A 17,989-nucleotide genomic window follows, 5' to 3' on the forward strand; every position below is an offset into this window, starting at 1 on the left:
GCTCACAGTGTAGTACCGGGGGCCACATCTTCCACGAGCGACATGAACTCCGCGTCACTGACCAGGGGGATCCCCTTGCGGTCGCCGTGCATTGCCTTACCCGTTAGGTTGTCCCGCTGATTACACACCACAGCGGAGGTCTGCCGCGTGAGCTTTTCCGAATACGCCAACCCAGTGCGAGCCACCGCCTCGATGATGACATTCGGGTCCATCTCGATCTGCGGCGACACAACAATCTCCATACCCTGCACCAGCTGGTCGCGCAGCACACCCGGATTGATAAATGGTCGCGGTGCGTTCGCGGCGTCAATACGCACAATCGACCGCTGTAAACCAAAGCGATCCCCTTGGATCTCCTTCGGCGTGCGTTCCGCGAGCTCACCTTTGCGCAGCTTATTGAACATTTCCCACACCAATTCGGTGGATTCGCGGGACACGGCGGCCTCCGGCATCATCGCCCTGCTTATTGACGCCGCGGGATCGACGTCAAACCCAAGCGTGCGGGCGCAACCACGAATGCGGGTGTCCTCCAGATAGACCCCTTGGCGGCGCAGCGTAGACAAGGTGTCCACAATCCGCGTCGGGCGGGGAAGGCGGGTAAAGTTACGGCGCTGCTGCCCCTTGCGGCCGCGTCCCTTCGATCCTTTAGAATGTCGACGCTCAAGCCGCATGACCGCCCGGGTCTCAGACACAATGAAACCCCAGGTCCGAGGCGCATTATGCATAATGACAGTGCGGCCATCCAAGAAGCGCCCAATCGTGCGAGTCAGACTGGAATAACGGGGGGCCTGCGCAATATCGTCCTTAGTCAACCCATGCAGATGCTTCGGCCCGATGTCAGTGCCGGGATCAAACACACAATGGAATTCATTGACGACGTCGCCGGCCTCAGTGCGGGTTTGAATGTCCAAGGACACCAGACGCGACGTCGAAGGGTGAATACCCGAGGACTGGATGCTCACGACTGCGTACGGTGCCTCCTCAGGGGGAGCAGGGCGATCGAAGCGCGGGGGAGTGACGTCCTTACGACGGTATGTTGCCGACTCTTGCAGCTGCTGCACGTACTGGGTGTACTGAGGGTAGGAACCCGGCTCCGGCACATGGCGCTTGGACTGCTGATGCTGATGGCGCTGCTCGCGCGGCGCATTGGACTTACTCGGTTTTGGTCCGCCGGAACCAGTAGTACGGGGTTGGGTACCTGCACTGTCAGCTGGGCCACGCCGCCTACTACTGTGGCGACGCCCCCTGCGCTGGTTAGAGCCACCGCGAGAGTTACCCGAGTTGGCTGTATTGGACGTGCCATCTGAGCCTGTGTTGGTAACGTCGCCGCGCGCATTCGGTCGCTGCGACGCCCCGCTGTCGTCAGCGCTCTGCGGTGCCGCCTGAAACTGTGGGCGAGATGGCGCGGGATTCTGCTGACTAGCCTGCTCAGCGCTGTGATTAGCGCCCTGATTATTGCCGTGTGCCTGCGAGGAGCGGCCGCGGCGAGAACGCGACCGTCGGCGCCGTGAACGCGAAGACCGCCCGGAACCCTCCTGGGGGTTTCGGGAACTGTCTACGCTGGGGGAATTCTCGCTACTCATTGCGCTTCAGTATAGCGCCTGCGGTTAACCCTCGACGTCTACATCAGCATCCGTCAACAACGTTCAAGGCACACACTCCGGGCCCAGGCTACAAACAGACGAGTTTAGACAGAGGCGTTGAGCTTGACATGCTCCGGAGTGAGCTCATCCAACTTATTGACGCCCAACAGCTTGCACGTGCGGGTCATCTCGTCACGCATGATCTCCAAAGTGCGATCCACACCCTCCTTGCCGCCAGCCATCAAACCGTACAGGTAGGCCCGACCAATGAAGCAGAAATCAGCACCATGGGCAACCGCCGCCAACACATCAGCACCCGACATGATGCCCGTGTCCAAACCAAGCACCATATCCGGCAGAGCCTCACGCACCTGCGGAAGCAAATGAAGAGGCACCGGCGCACGGTCCAACTGGCGGCCACCATGGTTCGACACCACCAAACCATCAGCACCATGGTCAGCACAACGCCGCGCATCCTCCACAGTCTGCAAGCCCTTCACCACCAAGTTGCCCTTACACAAATCCCGGATCCAATCCAGGTCATCAAAAGTCAACGTCGGGTCGAACATCCTATCCGCCAAAGACGCCACCGTTCCAGAATGGCGAGACAAAGAAGCAAAACTCAGCGGCTCGTGCGTGAGGAAGTTAAACCACCATTCCGGACGGTACGCGGCGTCAACAACCGTCTTCGCCGTCAACTGAGGGGGAATAGTCATGCCATTACGCACATCCCGCAAACGAGCACCAGCCACGGCAGTGTCCACCGTCACGACTAGCGTCGAAAAACCAGCATCCGCAGCCCGCTGCACCAGCTCCTTGCTGCGCTCACGATCACGCCACAGATACAACTGGAACCAGCGCTCACCCTCCGGAGCATGCGCCGCGACGTCCTCCATCGAAGCCGTACCCATCGTGGACAAGGTGTAGGCGATGCCGGCATCAGCCGCCGCAGCACTGCCACCATATTCACCCTCGGAATGCATCATCCGAGTGAAGCCCGTCGGAGCAATCGCCAAAGGCATCGACCACTCGCGGCCGAAAATAGTCGTGCTCAAATCCGCATCAGCGACGTTACGCAGCACACCCGGCTGGAACTCGATCTCGCGAAACGCGCGCCGGGCCTTGTTGATCGAAATCTCGTCCTCAGCAGCACCATCGACATAATCAAACGGCGCAGTAGGCGTGCGGCGCTTAGCGATCGCCCGCAAGTCCCACACGTTCGCGGCTTTAGACAGGCGACGTTCCTTGAAATCGAGCGTCGGCTTAGCGAACTGCATCAGAGGCGCAAGGTCGCTGTACTTCGGTACGCGGCGCTTCAGGGCCGGGGGAGTGGGGCGCGAAGGGGACATAACGTGTGCCTTTCTACGGCTGGTGCGGGTGGAGGCCGTTGGGCCCTGTCGTGATTTCACAAGTGTAGGACTGTGTTCGTTTTAGGGGAACCTTATCCCCCCAGATGGGGCGAGTGGTTCTCGCGGCGGTGCAGGTTGCCTCATTCGCCGTTCTTTCGCCGCTCCATGGGATACAGAAAACCGGCAGATTTAGGCTTTTGTGATGTGTTTGTGCAGGTCGACTGGCCGCGGAGGGTAAATCTGCCGGTTTTCTGTACCTGTTGTGCGCGATCGCTACAATGAGGGGGCATGACACACTCGGGGGCAATTATTTACAGCGGGGTACTTTCGCCGTCACGACGAGCAGCACTATTCAGCGCGTACAGCGAAGGAGAGTTCAGCCTTGTCTACACAGCGGCTTATATGAAGACCGAATTGTGGCTGTCACTGACTCCACAGGAGCAGCTCATCGCGAAGGCAGTGGCAGCAACTGCAAGGCGCAAGCGTGCTGCAGCACGGGGCTTGGCTGCGGTTGCGTGCCATGGCCTGCCGATCCCCGGCGGATTGTGGTCGCCGCAATTCCTTACTTTTTCGGATGCTACTAAACGCGCACGACGATATTCAGTTGACCTATTACCAACTCGCTTCGGGGAGGCACGGGCGCTATCGTTGCTCGACAGCATCGTTGACGTTGGGAGCGTTCACAGCATTGAGGCGGCGCTGATCGCAGCAGAGCATCACGTGCGGACCCACCCTAAGGACTTGGCACGGGTGCGCAGCGCCCTGGCAGAAGCTCAGGATGTGCGTAACGCCGCAGGTATTCGCGCTCTAGCATCCGTGCTGAGCGCCACCAGTGAGAGCCCCCGCGAGTCCGAATTAAAATACGCCATGTGGCAGGAGCGGCTGCCGACTCCTCTAGCGCAGGCCAGGGTGGTGACAAGCGGGGGACGCTTTGTGGCACGGCCGGACTTCTTTTTCGAGGAGCAGGCGGTGGTGGTTGAATACGACGGCATAGAAAAACACACAGGCGCTTTCGGCACGGCTGTCGATGAGTCCCTGCGCCGCGAGCGAGAGCGCGAGCGGCAATTAATCAACCTTGGCATACGCGTCGTCCGTTTTGATCGTCGTACCTTTAGCGATGGTTCTGCCATGCTTGCGCTTCGTCAGGCGTTGTCTAGCCAGTATGCGCCGTTGGTTGCTCCGCGATATCGGATCGAAGGGGGTCAGCCTGCATGGCGGAGCTAGGCCGCATGGCGGGTAGGCGGCGGATGCACACCGGCGGATGTGCACCGACGGATACAAAAAACCGGCAGATTTGCCCATTGTGCGACGGCCACCTGGGAAAATAAACCGTCGGAAGCAAAATCTGCCGGTTTTTTGTACGACTTCTCGATGTGCAATGGGTGCAGCGCCCATCGTGGGCGCTGCGTTGATTAGCTCAGGGCGCGATTGACTGCGCTAGTAACTGCCTTCAGGGAAGCGTAGGTAATGGAGCCGGCGATACCGACGCCCCAGAACTTCGACCCATTGACGTCCGCCAGTACATAGGCCGCAGCCTCTGCATCGTCACCGGCGGAGCGAGCGTGCTGGGTGTACTCCTGCACCTCGACGTCAATCCCGACGCTTTCCAGGGCGTTCGCGTAGGCAGCGACTGGGCCGTTGCCGCGGCCCTCGATCTTCATGGCCTTGCCGCGCAGCACGATATCGACCGTGATGCGGGCCTCGTCGCGTTCGGTAGACGCGGCGTCAATAGCTACGCTGACCTGCTCCAAGGGGGTGGTGGCGTCCAGGTATTCGGTGGCAAAAATGTCCCACATCTGCTTGGATGCGACTTCGCCGCCCTCGGCGTCGGTGACGGCCTGCACCGTCGAGGAGAACTCGACCTGCATGGGGCGGGGGAGGTCGATGCCGTGGTCGGTCTTCATGATGTAAGCGACGCCGCCCTTGCCGGATTGGCTGTTGACGCGGATGACGGCCTCGTAGTTGCGGCCGACGTCCTTGGGGTCGATCGGCAGGTAGGGGACTTCCCACTGTTCGCCGCGCAGCTGTTCCCAGGCAACGCTGCTGTGGGTTCCGCCTGGGGTGACTTTGGCTGCCATGGCGTCGAGGCCCTTGTTGACGGCGTCTTGGTGGGAGCCGGAGAACGCGGTGAATACCAGGTCGCCGCCGTAGGGGTGGCGCTCAGGAACGCGCAGTTGGTTGCAGTATTCGACGGTGCGGCGGATCTGGTCGATGTCGGAGAAGTCGATTTGCGGGTCGACGCCTTGGGTCAGCATGTTCAGGCCCAGGGTGACCAGGCAGACGTTGCCGGTGCGCTCGCCGTTGCCGAACAAGCAGCCTTCGATGCGGTCGGCGCCGGCCATGTAGCCCAGCTCGGCTGCTGCGACGCCGGTGCCGCGGTCGTTGTGGGGGTGTAGGGACAGGATGATGGAGTCGCGGCGGTTCAGGTTGCAGCTCATCCACTCGATGGAGTCGGCGTAGACGTTGGGGGTGATCATCTCCACTGTGGAGGGCAGGTTGATGATGATGGGGTTGTCGGGTGTGGGGTCCATGACCTCGACGACGGCGTCGCAGACTTCTTTGGTGTAGGCCAGTTCGGTGCCGGTGTAGGACTCGGGGGAGTATTCCCAGCGCCAGTTGGTGCCGGGGTAGTCCTTGGCGATTTCTTTGATCAGTTCGGCGGCGTCGGTGGCCAGTTTTTTGATGGCTTCTTTGTCTTTGCGGAAGACAACGCGGCGCTGCAGGATAGACGTTGAATTGTAGAAGTGCACGATCACGTTTTTGGCGCCTTCGCAGGCTTCGAAGGTGCGGCGGATCAGGTGTTCGCGTGCTTGGACGAGTACTTGGATGGTGACGTCGTCGGGGATGCGGTCGCCTTCAATGATTTCGCGTACAAAGTCGAAATCGGTTTGGGAGGCGGAGGGGAAGCCGACTTCGATCTCTTTGTAGCCCATTTTGACCAGCAGGTCGAACATGCGTCGTTTGCGTTCGGGCGACATAGGGTCGATCAGTGCTTGGTTGCCGTCGCGCAGGTCAACGGCGCACCATTGGGGTGCGTGGGTGATTTTTTTGTCGGGCCAGGTGCGGTCGGGCAGGCGGATGTCTTCGACTTCTTGGGCGAAGGGTTGGTAGCGGTCGACCGGCATGGAGGAGTTGCGTTGTTTGTTCCATGCGGGTTGGCCGGGTGTGCGGTCGCCGGTTGGGGTGGTGATTTCTGCGGGGGCGGTGAAGAAGGTGTCGTTTGCCATGGGGCTTTCCTTTTCTTTGGTGCCGCGGGGTGTGCGGCTGTTTGGAAGTGTTGTTGGGTGCTGCCGGCAAGCGAGAGTGTCCGCGGCGGTCCGGCTGTTAACCTTGGTGTCCGCCGCGGCGCGTAAGTAGCCCGTTGATTTGCCCACGCGTGTGCCCGTGTGGGCTGGGGTGGGGTGCTGCAAACATATGACCTACCATACCACTGTGTGGGATGGGCTTTCCAAACTGGGGGTGATGACGTCGCGTTGTGTTGCGGCGGGCTGGGAGGTTGTAGCGGTCCGAGGCCTGGTTCGCGTGTACGGCGTTGCCTTTTATTCTGCTGTTTCCTGCAGTGACCCTAAGAGGGTCGAACGATCTGATGCTTGTGGGGTTTAAGCGTCGGTGCTTTGTGCAGGTGAAGCCTCGCTGTCAGAACCTGTGGCTTCTGCATCTTCTTCGGCGGTTGTTTCGGCACCTTTAATAGACAGTGCGATGGCGGCTGCGAACATTGCGATGAGAGCAGCGCCCATCCAGAGGTATTGGATGCCTTCGATTTGGAATTTCTCGCCGAGGATGAGGTAGCCGAGGGTGAATGCGACGATGGGTTCGCCGATGGTCATCGCTGGCAGGGACTGTTTGAGGTTGCCGGCGTTGAAGGAAAATTGCTGCATGACGGTTCCGACGGTCGCGGAGAACACGAGCATGTAGGGCTCCCAGTTGAGCACCAGGCCCAGTGGACCGTAGTGGAGGAAGATGTCCACCACAGCCTTGGACAGTACGGCGACGTAGCCGAAGATTCCGCCAGTGATGACGCCCAGCAGCAGTGCTTTATATTTTTGGGGTCCGCGCTTGGCGATGTAGTCCAGTAGTAAGAAGCCTGCGATGCCGATGATAAGTGCGGGGATCCACCTGTTCAGTGGCGGGTGGGTGAGCCCTGCGGCCGGTTTACCCATGATGACCAGGATGGCGACGGCGGCAGTCAGTACACTAGACCAGAACATCTCTCCGAAACCGACGCGGCGTCGTGCGTAGTGTGCTTCGAGGGGGAAGGTCAGCATCAGTTTGAGCACCAGGATTGGTTGCACGATGAGCACGGTGCCGAAGCCGAAGGCGACTGCTTGGAGGCCGTAGGCGATTAGTGCTGTGGATGTTCCTGCCCACCACATGGGTTGCCGCAGGGCAGCGACGAATGCTTCGCGGCTGTCCCCTGGGGCGTCTTGGGCGATGCGGTGTCGCACGACGGTACCCCAGGCAATGGTCATTGCCGAGGCGAACGCGAAGAGCACCGCTAGGTAGGAGTTGTGCACCCGAAAAACCCTAGTAGATTGGCGCGGGGTTTGCGTAGATATTAGCATTTCCTGGCGTGGAATGTCGCGGTCTCGTGCTCTCCTCTGATCTCTTTTACCTGCTGTTTAGTTGTTTTGTGTGCCATGTTCGGTGTGGGAAGGTGTGATTAATGACGTCGCGTTCGACTGTCGGTCCCCAGTTGTTTGCGGTGTCGGTGGGTTTGGTGCCGTTGGGGTTGGCGTTTGGCGTGTTGATTGCGCAGTCGGGGTTTGCTTGGTGGTGGGCGCCGTTGTTTTCTGTCCTCATTTATGCGGGTTCGATGGAGTTTTTGGGTGTGGGTTTGGTTTTGGGTGGGGTGAGCGTTGCGGGTGCTGCGCTGACGTCGTTGATGGTGAATTTTCGCCATATCTTTTATGGCTTGACGTATCCGCGGGAGGTGGTGCGGGGGAGGTTGGCCCGGGCGTATGTGACGTACTCGTTGACAGATGAGACGTATGCGATTGTGTCGGCGGTTCGGGCTGTGGGACCGGTGGCTGATCCCGCTCGGGCTACTGATTGTTCCTTCAATCCAGCCGACTCGCATGGGCTTGCTGAGCAGAGTTCCACTCAGGGTTTGTTGCAACTGTCAGGCCGTGAGTTGTTGGTGGTGCATGTGGTGTGCCAGTCCGTGTGGGTTGTGTCGGGTATTGTGGGCGCGGTGGCGTCGTATGTGGTGCCGGAGAGTGTGCATGGCGTGGAGTTCGCGTTGACCGCGCTGTTTATTGTTTTGGCGTTGGAGTCATTGCCGCCCGGCCGTTGGTGGTTGCCGGTAGGAGCAGCTGCGCTAGTGGGGGTTGTGGCTTCTGTTGTGGTGCCTGGTCGGATGTTGGCAGCGGCGTTGAGTGCGTATTGGTTGTTGCTGTTGGGGGCATATGTTCTTGGGGGTTCGTCTCGTGTGGGGCGTTAATTCTCCTGGTGCGTGGGGCTTGCCGCAGGGGGTTACTCCGGTGTATGCGTTGTCGGTGTTGCTGGCTGTGGGCGGGGTGACTGTGTTGTTGCGTTGGCTACCTTTTGTGGCAGCGCGTATGGTGGCGCGCTCGGGTTTCGCGCGGGTGTTGCGTTTGTTTATGCCGGTGGGGGTGATGGTCGTGCTGGTGGTTTATTGTGTGCGTGGTGTGCTCGATGATGCCGTAGCGGCTGGGGGTGGGCGCGGTTATGTTGCGGTTGTTGCGGCTGTGATGGTGACCGTTGGAGTGCATTGGTGGCGGCGCTCCGCGGCGTCATCAATTCTGGTGGGGACTGTTTGTTATGTGCTTTTGGCTAGCTTGTGGCTGTAGGTGGGTTGCGGTGCGGTAGCATTAGCGGGAAGTAAGATACCTGTCTTCCGAAAGGTGGAATCCTCGTGGCACTGATTGTGCAAAAGTATGGCGGTTCGTCGCTGGAGTCCCCGGAGCGTATCCGCAGCGTTGCCGAACGAATTGTTGCCACGAAGAAGCGCGGGCACGATGTTGTAGTGGTGTGCTCGGCTATGGGGGACACGACTGATGAGCTGCTCGACCTTGCTGCCGCTGTGAACCCGGTTCCACCGGCTCGTGAGATGGACATGCTGCTGACTGCTGGCGAGCGCATTTCGAATGCTTTGGTTGCCATGGCGATCGAATCTTATGGTGCGAAGGCTCAGTCGTTCACTGGTTCGCAGGCGGGTGTTCTTACAACGGAACGTCACGGTAACGCGCGCATTGTGGATGTCACTCCGGAGCGTGTCCGTGAGGCTCTCGATGAGGGCAAAATTTGTTTGGTGGCCGGTTTCCAAGGTGTCAACAAGGACACCCGCGACGTCACAACCCTAGGCCGCGGTGGTTCGGATACTACTGCTGTTGCCTTGGCGGCTGCGCTGAAAGCTGATGTGTGCGAGATTTACTCGGATGTTGATGGTGTGTACACCGCTGATCCGCGTATTGTGCCGAACGCTCAGAAGCTTGAAAAGATCTCCTTTGAGGAGATGCTGGAGCTCGCAGCTGTGGGTTCCAAGATTTTGGTGCTTCGAAGCGTGGAGTATGCGCGCGCTTTTGATGTGCCGATTCGAGTTCGTTCTTCGTACAGCAATGACCCCGGCACGTTGGTTGCCGGTTCGATGGAGGAGATCCCCGTGGAAGAAGCAACCCTGGTTGGCGTAGCCACCGATACGTCCGAGGCAAAGGTGACCGTTCTGGGTATTCCGGACACGGTGGGGGAGGCTGCGAAGCTTTTCCGTGTTCTTGCGGACAATGAGATCAACATCGATATGGTGTTGCAGAATGTGTCTTCGCTGGAGGACAACCGCACGGATATTACCTTTACGTGCCCGCGTGCCGATGGGCCGCGTGCGATGGAGTTGCTGAAGCGCTTGCAGTCGGAGGGCACGTGCGAGAACTTGCTGTATGACGATCAGATTGGCAAGGTGTCGCTGATTGGTGCGGGCATGAAGTCTCACCCGGGGGTTACTGCGGTGTTCTGCGAGGCTTTGCGTGATGCGGGTGTGAACATTGAGTTGATTTCGACGTCTGAGATCCGCATTTCTGTGATCTTGCGTGAGGCGGATGTGAAGACTGCTGCGAAGACTTTGCATGATGCTTTCGAGCTGGGTGGCGAGGAAGAAGCCACCGTTTACGCTGGTACGGGCCGTTAAAGGGAGCTGCTGTTATGACTACTATTGCTGTTGTTGGCGCTACCGGCCAGGTGGGTCGCGTGATGCGTACCTTGCTGGAGGAGCGTGATTTTCCGGCGGATACGGTGCGTTTCTTTTCGTCTCCCCGTTCGGCTGGGCAGTCGTTGTCTTTCCGTGGCGAGGACATCGTTGTTGAGGATGTGACGGCTCAGACTGTTGAGTCTTTGCAGGGTATTGACATCGCGGTGTTTTCTGCTGGCGGTGCGGCTTCGCGTGAGTTTGCGCCGTTGTTTGCGCAGGCTGGTGCTCGTGTGGTGGATAATTCTTCGGCGTGGCGTAAGGATCCTGAGGTTCCTTTGGTTGTGTCGGAGGTGAACCCGGAGGCTCTGAATGAGGTGCCGAAGGGCATTATTGCGAATCCGAACTGCACGACGATGGCTGCGATGCCTGTGTTGAAGCCGCTTCATGACGCCGCGGGGCTTGTTCGTCTACATGTGTCTAGCTACCAGGCGGTTTCTGGTTCTGGTTTGGCTGGTGTGGAGACGTTGGCGAAGCAGGTTGCGGAGATCGGTGATCGTAATGTGGAGCTGACGCATGATGGTTCTGTCATGCGCGAGACTGTGACGGATTCTGAGTTTGGCCCTTATGTTGCTCCGATTGCGTTTAATGCATTGCCGTTTGCTGGCAATTTGGTTGATGATGGGTCTTTGGAGACTGATGAGGAGCAGAAGCTTCGTAATGAGTCTCGGAAGATTCTTGGTTTGCCGGATTTGAAGGTTGCTGGCACCTGTGTGCGTGTGCCTGTTTTTACTGGTCATACGTTGACGATTCACGCTGAGTTTGAGCGTGCGATTACCCCTGAACAGGCAGTTAAGGTGCTTAATGGCGCCGCGGGGGTTGAGGTTGTGGATGTTCCGACGCCGTTGGATGCTGCGGGGAAGGACCCGTCATTGGTGGGTCGTATTCGTCAGGATCAGTCGGTGGATGACAACAAGGGTTTGGTGCTTGTTGTTTCTGGTGACAACCTGCGCAAGGGTGCTGCGTTGAATACGATTCAGATTGCTGAGTTGTTGGTGCGCTAGTTTTTGTGCGCTGGGGGTGGAAAAGGGTGGTCGCGGTGTTTTTTGTCGACCACCCTTTTTGTGTTGTTGGCTAGCCGGTGTGGGCGCATTGGTGTGCTCCTTTCACTGCATGTGGTTTTCTTGTGCCACCGTGTGTACCACAGTGTTGACAATTGCAGCGCTTACCTTGTTGAAGTTGTTGCGCAGTAGGGGTCTGAGGTGTAGTCTAATGATGGCGTTGAGCTGGAATTTTGCTGAAATCCTGTGGATATGTCCCCTTTTATGGAAATTTCCTGTCATCAGTGCTAGCGTGACCAGAGAAGTTTTTCCAATTTTTTTAGGAGTTTATTATGCGGCGTTCTTTTGCTGCTGTAGCGGCTGCGTCCGCTTTCGCTTTGAGTGTGCATGCTGCACCTGCTTTCGCTGAAGAGGCTGAGCAGCCGGTTCCCGCTGAGGCTGCACCGGCACCTGCTGAGGCTGCACCGGCACCTGCTGAGGCTGCACCGGCACCTGCTGCGGCTGCACCGGCACCTGCTGAGGCTGCACCGGCATCTGCTGAGGCTGCACCGGGTAAAGAAGCTGAAGGTGAAAAAGAGGGCGAAAAGCCTGCTCTGAACATCGGCGATAACGGCTACGTTCAGCCCGAAAACGGTTTCACCCGTGGCGAGGTCGTTAAGACCGAAGAGAAGTTCACCAACGACAAGGGTTGCAACAACTGCACCCGCACCACCGAGACCATCAGCAATAAGGTCAACCTCGAGGGTGCTGCAGTGTTCAACATGGGTCTGAAGGACTACTCCAACAACGGCTTCACCAAGAAGGTCTGGAATCCCAACAACCACCCGAACCTCAACCCTGAGGGTGACAAGAACCCCGAGGGCGCTGGTCCCGGCAACGTTGAGATGCAGCATTACCTACTCGGCAAGAGCATCATCGCTTGGCGCCCGGTGTTCGCTACCGACTACCCGATGAGCACCGCTGAGATCACTATCGATCTGCCGGATGAAGGCTACGTGGCTTCTGACGCTACCAGCTGGTACGTCGACCGTTACCTGCCTGCTGTCGCTGGTAAGCAACAGCCTTACAAGAACAAGCTGGTTCCTTCCGAGGTAACTGTGGTGGGCAAGAAAGCTACCGTCAAGTTCGCTTCCCCGATCGACGCTTACAGTGGTTGGGCTGGTGTCTTCACCAAGGACTACGGTGTGGAGGGCTTCGACAAGATCAAGAACGCCAACAAAGAGGCCACCATGAAGGTCACTGGCGAGTGGGACGTCGAGAAGATCAAGAAGATGAAGGAAGAGGCTGAGAAGGACGGCAAGACCCTCTACGGCAACCCCATCGCTTTCAAAGATGGCTCCCTCGAGAAGGTCACCGAGACCTGCGATTGCCCTCCGGAAGATGAGCCCGGTAACCCCGGTCACAAGCCCAGCAACCCCTCTGGTTCCTCTGACGTGCCTGGTTGGTTGATCCCCATTGCTGCTATTCCGCTGATCCCGGCTCTGGTTGGTTCTTCCACTGGTTCCTCCACCCCGGCTCCTCAGGCTCCTGCAGCTCCTGTTGCACAGGCTCCGGCTGCTGAAGCTCCCGTGAAGGGCATTGAGAAGGGTGTTGCAAAGCAGCAGGCTCCCGCCGCTTCCGAGAAGCGCGTGCTTGCTAACACCGGTGCTGACGTTGCTGGCCTCGCTGGCTTCGGCGCTGCACTGATGGCTGCCGGCGCTTTCGTCGCTGGTCGCCGCCGCAAGTAACATCACAACTTAGTCGGGCCCCGCGGGGCCCGACGGGTTAAATAACGCCCGCCGCACTGTTTAGTGCTGGCGGGCATTATGCGTTTTTTGATGCGCTGTTTTTTAGATGGCGCGCAGTCCCGGCGAGTCTTCGCCGCTGTTGGTTTCGGTGGAGGCTGCGATGATGTCCGCGCGGGCGCGGGCGACGCGGGACCGGATAGTTCCTACGCGAACGCCGGCGATTTTCGCGGCCTCTTCGTAGCTAAAACCCAACACTTGGGTGAGGATCAATGCTTCACGCCGCTCTTCTGGCAGCTCGTCGATGAGCAATCGGGCGTCGACCCACTCGGACCAAGAATTAGACGTCGGGGTGGTAGCTTGTGCGTCTTCGTATTCGGTTGCGGACTTCAGCGGTCGGGCTCGATCGTGGCGGATGCTATCTACCCATGTGCGGCGCGCAAGGGAAAGGATCCATGTGCGGGCGCTGGAGCGTGCGGCGAAGCGGGGCAGTGCCCCTAGGACGCGCAAGAAGGTTTCTTGGGTGAGGTCATCGGCAGTGTCGGGGCTGCTGAGGTGCGCGAGCAAACGCCAGACGTCTTTGTGTGTGGCACCGATGAATTCATCGAGGGCCTGACGGTCACCACGGCCGGCTTTGAGCGCTAGCTGGGTGACGTAGGCGTCGGTTTCTACGTCGGCATAGGTCACGGTGTTCTACTTTAGCAGGGGGTGCTTTTGCCTAGTGACTTTCCAGGGTAGTGCGCAGGGTGTGGCAAGCTGTCGTGTGCGCTGGCTGAGTGGTGCGTGCCCGATCATAGCTAAGTATTAATAGGTTTCCAATTGATTGGCTCGAAATGGTTTGCGGTTTTTCCTATAGAGGTGTAGCTTATGAATTGTGAGAAATTCATAGGGCTGACTTAAGTCTTGTGCTCGAGTAACCCAGCGGACCAGCCCCCGCTGTACACACGGACCTGGCCCACACTTCGTAAAAAAAGGAGCAACGCATGACCAACCAGTCTGCATCTAACAACACTCCCACCGTTGACGACATCGTCAACCGCGGCCAGTGCCCCGTCGCCCACGGCGCTACAACCTCTCTCGCTGGCGCTCCTGTTGCCAGCGAGAACCACTCCATCACCACCGGCCAGCAGGGAAGCGTCGCGCTGCACGACTTCCACCTGATCGAAAAGCTCGCTCACTTCAACCGCGAGCGTGTCCCGGAGCGCGTCGTCCACGCTAAGGGCTCCGGCGCTTTTGGCGAGCTGACCGTCACCGAGGACATGTCTCCGTACACCTGCGCGGCACTGTTCCAGAAGGGCACCGTCACCCCGATGCTCGCCCGCTTCTCCACTGTCGCCGGTGAGCAGGGCTCTCCTGATGCATGGCGCGACGTCCGTGGTTTCTCTCTGAAGTTCTACACCTCTGAGGGTAACTACGACATCGTCGGCAACAACACCCCCGTGTTCTTCATCCGTGACGGCATCAAGTTCCCCGACTTCATTCACTCTCAGAAGCGCCTCCCGGGTTCCGGCCTGCGAGATGCGAACATGCAGTGGGATTTCTGGACCCGCACTCCTGAGTCCGCACACCAGGTCACCTACCTCATGGGCGACCGCGGCATCCCGAAGGACTTCCGCCACATGGACGGCTTCGGTTCCCACACCTACCAGTGGATTAACGAAGCTGGCGAGCGTTTCTGGGTGAAGTACCACTTCAAGACCCGTCAGGGCTGGGAAACCCTCACCGATGCTGAGGCAACCGAGCTTGCTGGTCAGGACGCCGATTCCTCCCGCACCGATCTGTACGAAGCTATCGAGCGCGGCGACTTCCCCGTCTGGGATGTTAAGGTGCAGATCATGCCGGTCGACGAGGCAGAAGGCTACCGCTACAACCCCTTCGACCTGACGAAGACGTGGTCGCACAAGGATTACCCGTTGATCCACGTTGGTCATTTCGAGCTGAACCGCAACCCGCAGAATTTCTTCGCTCAGATCGAGCAGGCTGCGTTTGCGCCTTCTAACTTGGTTCGCGGTATCGGGTTCTCCCCGGACAAAATGCTGATCGCTCGTGTTTTCGCTTACGCCGATGCGCATCGTTACCGCGTGGGTGCGAATTCCGAGCAGTTGCCGGTGAACGCTCCGGTGTGCCCTGTGAATTCCTACTCGCAGGATGGCGCGATGACGTACTCCTTCCAGGCTCCGACTCAGCCGGTGTATTCGCCTAATGGTGAGGGCCGCGACAATGGTGCTTTAGATCCTGAGGGTTCTTCTGGTTCGGGTGTGACTGTCGGTGTTGCCGGCGATCTGGGCCTGTGGGACACCCACGGTACTGACTTCACTCGTGGTGCTTACGTGCAGCATGCCGAGGATGATGATTTCATCCAGGCTGGCATCCTTGTGCGCGAGGTGCTTGATGACGCCGCGCGCGAACGCTTGGCGGGCAACATTGCGCGTGCCATGGGTGGTGTGAACGAGCGTGTCGAGCAGCAGTGCTACGAGTACTGGACCAACGTTGACGCTGACCTTGGTGCTCGTGTGAAGGAGCTTTTCCAGGCAGCTAAGTAAGGCCGTCTAAGGGGTAAAAAAGGGCGGGCATGTTTCTTGAAGTCGAGAAGCATGCCCGCCCTTTTGTCGGCATTATGCCTACATGACACTGATTATGTTGTGTGCTGCTCCTGTTCGGTGTTGTAGATGGAGCGGCCAACATAGAAGTTCGACACGCTAGCCACCACAAGCAGGCCCACAACGGCTAAAACCACGCGCACAAGGTTGTGCCAGTCAAACCCGCCCACAGCGGTGTCCTGGACAAACACCCCGATGACCGCCAGTGGCAACGCAACATAGCTCAGAACGCTCATCACATTGACCTTGGACAAAGCATCCGGGGCTCGCACTACAGCGATAGCCGTAACGACTGCAGCCGCAGCCGCAGCAACAAACAACACGGCAGCAACAACACTAAGCATTAGCGGCGCCCCCTAGACAGCATCCGGGCCAACGACACTGTAGACAGGCCACCAAGCAACGCCGCTAGCACAGCAACTTCGAAGACAATAGAGACGTCAGCAAACACGCTCCACACCAGGAACACGCCGACCATCCCGTAGAAAATCAGATCGGACATCACAATCCGAACCGCAGCACTGCGGGTGCGCACAACAATCACCAAACCGACCGCAATACACAACGCGAACGCTGCAATTCCGGCGCACGAAACCCAACCAAACCAAGTCGGTACAGACTCAAAATTCAACACCTTAAGCCCCTTCCACCGCAGGCCACAGCCTACGTTCCATATCGGCTAAACCGTCCAAAACTTCCTGCTCATCCGCACCAAAAACGGCCTGCACCAGCAAGTATTCCGGAACCCCCGCGGCGTCATCAATCACACCAATACTCATGGTGCCGGGAGTCATCGTGATCGACGTCGAAAACGCCGTCACCAAAGCATCAGACGTCACCCGCAGCGGATAGCGCACCACCGCAGGATGCATCTGAGAGTGCGGCCGCAGAGCATCAACAGCAATCGACCACGCACCAACAAACACCTGGCCAATCAGCCACAACGAATACACAACCCAATGGGCAAACAATCGCATCCTAATGCCCCTCTCCGACTGCATCAGCAGGATCGCCCAACACAGCGTGCTGGTAACTATCCACATCAACCAACTGGGCGGACGCATGATCCACCGCAGCAAACAACGGGCCAACCGCAACGAACATGGCCAAGGACACAGCCGCCATAGCAGCAGCCGGGGCCAGACGCGGCAACGTCACCACAAGGCCCGGCGGAGTGCGTTCCGCATCCATATCCTTGCCCCAGAACACCTCACGCCACAGGCGCAGCATCGAAAACAGCGCACCAAGCGACGCAACAATAATCACCCCAATGGCAACCCACGCCTGGGTGCCACCCGAGCGCGCAATCTCCATCACGGCGAAAACCTTCGCCCACACACCGGAAAACGGTGGCAAACCAACGATCGAAAACGCGCCCATCACAAACACGGCAGCAACCAAAGGATCACGCCGCGCCAGACCAGACAACTGGTGCAGACGCCCCGTGCCGTAGGTTTCCTCGATCGCGCCGGTAGTCAACACCAGCGCGCCGATGGTGACCATGTGGTGGAGCATGTAGAACAAACCAGCTGCCAGCGCCGACTTCGGATCGGAGGCAACAAAAGCCAACATGATCACGATGAATGGCATGCCGACCACCATCTGATAGGCAACCACACGGCGCATCGTGTACTCGCCCAAACCAGCGAAAGAACCGACCATCATCGATGCGATCGCGAAGATCATAATCAGGCCCGACCAGTGAGTATCCAGACCGAACACCACCGTGAAGATGCGGAACAGTGCGTACACCGCAACCTTTGTGTGCAGGCCGGAAAACAGCGCCATGACAGCCGGAGACGTCCCGGGGTACGTGCGGGGCAGCCAGGTGTGGACAGGGAACACGCCGGCCTTCACAACCAGCGCGATCACCACCAAACCCATCGCCACAACAACAGGTTTGTCACCACGCGCCGCGCCGGCTAGCACCGCAATGTTCGCCGACCCATAGGTGGCGTACACCAAGCTCACGCCTATCAGCAGCACAGTTGACGTCGCCAGGTTCACCAGCACGAACATCCTGCCGCCCGCCAGACGCGACCAGGTGCCCGTCATAGCAATCAGGCCGTAAGAGGGCAGCAGCATCACTTCGATAAACACAAACAGGTTGAACAAATCACCCGTCATCAACGCGCCGTTGACACCCGCCGTCAGCATCAGCGCCAACGCCGGATAGAACCGAGCGCGGGTTTCCCCCACAACAGTGGCGAACCAGTTAGCCGTCAGAGCCACCAATGACGTCGCGACAATCATCAACGCAGTCACACCATCGGCGACAAACGGGATGGCCACACCACCCGAATACAGGCCAACATTGTGCCCAAGCGGAGCATCGTAGGTAGCGGCGTAGAGCCACACACCTGCGAAGATACCCGCAGCAGGGACGGCTAGGTGCAGCACATCGCGTGCCACACCACGGACAATCACAGCCAGCGCAGCAGCCACCAGAGGCACAGCAACAAACAGTGGCAGCATTGCGGCAGCATTCAACGGTGCACCATGGACAGCACCTTCAGCAGCAAATATGTGCATCA

At 58.7% G+C, this 17,989-nt stretch carries 16 protein-coding genes; 7 read left to right on the forward strand and 9 right to left on the reverse strand.

The genetic code is table 11. From position 1 onward, the window contains the following. Positions 1-2: 2 nt before the first annotated feature. Together CARG_RS00475 and CARG_RS00480 are read right to left on the reverse strand one after the other, a co-directional pair. Positions 3-1,583 (reverse strand): DNA polymerase III subunit epsilon, encoded by a 1,581-nt coding sequence (locus tag CARG_RS00475; RefSeq protein ID WP_236620146.1) that lies wholly within the window; start codon positions 1,581-1,583, stop codon positions 3-5. A 104-nt stretch (positions 1,584-1,687) separates the two neighbouring features. Continuing rightward, entirely contained in the window at positions 1,688-2,932 is a 1,245-nt protein-coding gene (locus CARG_RS00480) for an alpha-hydroxy acid oxidase (protein ID WP_020975419.1), read from the reverse strand. A gap of 402 nt (positions 2,933-3,334) precedes the next feature. Here CARG_RS00480 and CARG_RS00485 point away from each other — a divergent pair, with 402 nt between their 5' ends. Beyond that, positions 3,335-4,156, forward strand: coding sequence for a hypothetical protein (locus tag CARG_RS00485; RefSeq protein ID WP_020975420.1), 822 nt, complete (start codon positions 3,335-3,337; stop codon positions 4,154-4,156). Positions 4,157-4,344: 188 nt separating this feature from the next. Here CARG_RS00485 and leuA read toward each other — a convergent pair whose 3' ends face one another. Both leuA and CARG_RS00495 read right to left on the reverse strand, forming a co-directional pair. Continuing rightward, a complete protein-coding gene (leuA, locus tag CARG_RS00490; RefSeq protein WP_020975421.1) occupies positions 4,345-6,159 on the reverse strand; it encodes a 2-isopropylmalate synthase in 1,815 nt (604 codons plus the stop codon). A gap of 372 nt (positions 6,160-6,531) precedes the next feature. Further along, the gene (locus tag CARG_RS00495; protein WP_020975422.1) at positions 6,532-7,446 is read right to left on the reverse strand and encodes a DMT family transporter; all 915 of its coding nucleotides are present in this window, start codon (positions 7,444-7,446) and stop codon (positions 6,532-6,534) included. Positions 7,447-7,595: 149 nt separating this feature from the next. On the opposite strand from CARG_RS00495, the gene CARG_RS00500 reads away from it, so the two are divergent. The 5 genes from CARG_RS00500 (at position 7,596) to CARG_RS09965 (ending at position 12,858) form a co-directional block, all read left to right on the forward strand. Then, entirely contained in the window at positions 7,596-8,372 is a 777-nt protein-coding gene (locus tag CARG_RS00500; protein WP_020975423.1) for an AzlC family ABC transporter permease, read from the forward strand. Continuing rightward, complete coding sequence (locus tag CARG_RS00505; protein ID WP_236620147.1) at positions 8,359-8,742, forward strand: AzlD domain-containing protein; 384 nt, start codon at positions 8,359-8,361, stop codon at positions 8,740-8,742. Before CARG_RS00500 ends, CARG_RS00505 begins: the two co-directional genes overlap by 14 nt. A gap of 65 nt (positions 8,743-8,807) precedes the next feature. Next, a complete protein-coding gene (locus CARG_RS00510; RefSeq protein WP_020975425.1) occupies positions 8,808-10,073 on the forward strand; it encodes an aspartate kinase in 1,266 nt (421 codons plus the stop codon). 14 nt (positions 10,074-10,087) lie between these two features. Further along, on the forward strand, positions 10,088-11,134 hold the full coding sequence (locus CARG_RS00515; protein ID WP_020975426.1) for an aspartate-semialdehyde dehydrogenase: 1,047 nt from the start codon (positions 10,088-10,090) through the stop codon (positions 11,132-11,134). Between the two features lie 329 nt (positions 11,135-11,463). Then, positions 11,464-12,858 carry an LPXTG cell wall anchor domain-containing protein gene (locus tag CARG_RS09965; protein WP_020975427.1) on the forward strand — a complete coding sequence of 465 codons (1,395 nt, stop codon included), beginning with the start codon at positions 11,464-11,466 and terminating at the stop codon, positions 12,856-12,858. Between the two features lie 102 nt (positions 12,859-12,960). On the opposite strand, the gene CARG_RS00525 is transcribed toward CARG_RS09965, so the two are convergent. Then, on the reverse strand, positions 12,961-13,542 hold the full coding sequence (locus tag CARG_RS00525) for an RNA polymerase sigma factor (RefSeq protein WP_020975428.1): 582 nt from the start codon (positions 13,540-13,542) through the stop codon (positions 12,961-12,963). Between the two features lie 296 nt (positions 13,543-13,838). Between CARG_RS00525 and CARG_RS00530 the strand changes: the two genes are divergently transcribed. Beyond that, complete coding sequence (locus CARG_RS00530; RefSeq protein WP_020975429.1) at positions 13,839-15,398, forward strand: catalase; 1,560 nt, start codon at positions 13,839-13,841, stop codon at positions 15,396-15,398. A gap of 92 nt (positions 15,399-15,490) precedes the next feature. Here CARG_RS00530 and CARG_RS00535 read toward each other — a convergent pair whose 3' ends face one another. From CARG_RS00535 to CARG_RS00550, 4 genes are read right to left on the reverse strand one after another with little or no spacing between them, the layout of a single operon-like run. After that, positions 15,491-15,799 (reverse strand): monovalent cation/H(+) antiporter subunit G, encoded by a 309-nt coding sequence (locus CARG_RS00535; protein WP_020975430.1) that lies wholly within the window; start codon positions 15,797-15,799, stop codon positions 15,491-15,493. Further along, positions 15,799-16,086 carry a monovalent cation/H+ antiporter complex subunit F gene (locus CARG_RS09970; protein ID WP_144198638.1) on the reverse strand — a complete coding sequence of 96 codons (288 nt, stop codon included), beginning with the start codon at positions 16,084-16,086 and terminating at the stop codon, positions 15,799-15,801. Before CARG_RS09970 ends, CARG_RS00535 begins: the two co-directional genes overlap by 1 nt. A gap of 4 nt (positions 16,087-16,090) precedes the next feature. Beyond that, positions 16,091-16,519 carry a monovalent cation/H+ antiporter subunit E gene (locus tag CARG_RS00545; RefSeq protein ID WP_169733181.1) on the reverse strand — a complete coding sequence of 143 codons (429 nt, stop codon included), beginning with the start codon at positions 16,517-16,519 and terminating at the stop codon, positions 16,091-16,093. Then, on the reverse strand, positions 16,434-17,987 hold the full coding sequence (locus CARG_RS00550) for a monovalent cation/H+ antiporter subunit D family protein (protein ID WP_052331926.1): 1,554 nt from the start codon (positions 17,985-17,987) through the stop codon (positions 16,434-16,436). The genes CARG_RS00545 and CARG_RS00550 overlap by 86 nt, the downstream gene beginning before the upstream one ends. Positions 17,988-17,989: the final 2 nt, after the last annotated feature.

This window comes from Corynebacterium argentoratense DSM 44202 (assembly GCF_000590555.1).
Classification (GTDB): Bacteria; Actinomycetota; Actinomycetes; order Mycobacteriales; family Mycobacteriaceae; genus Corynebacterium; species Corynebacterium argentoratense.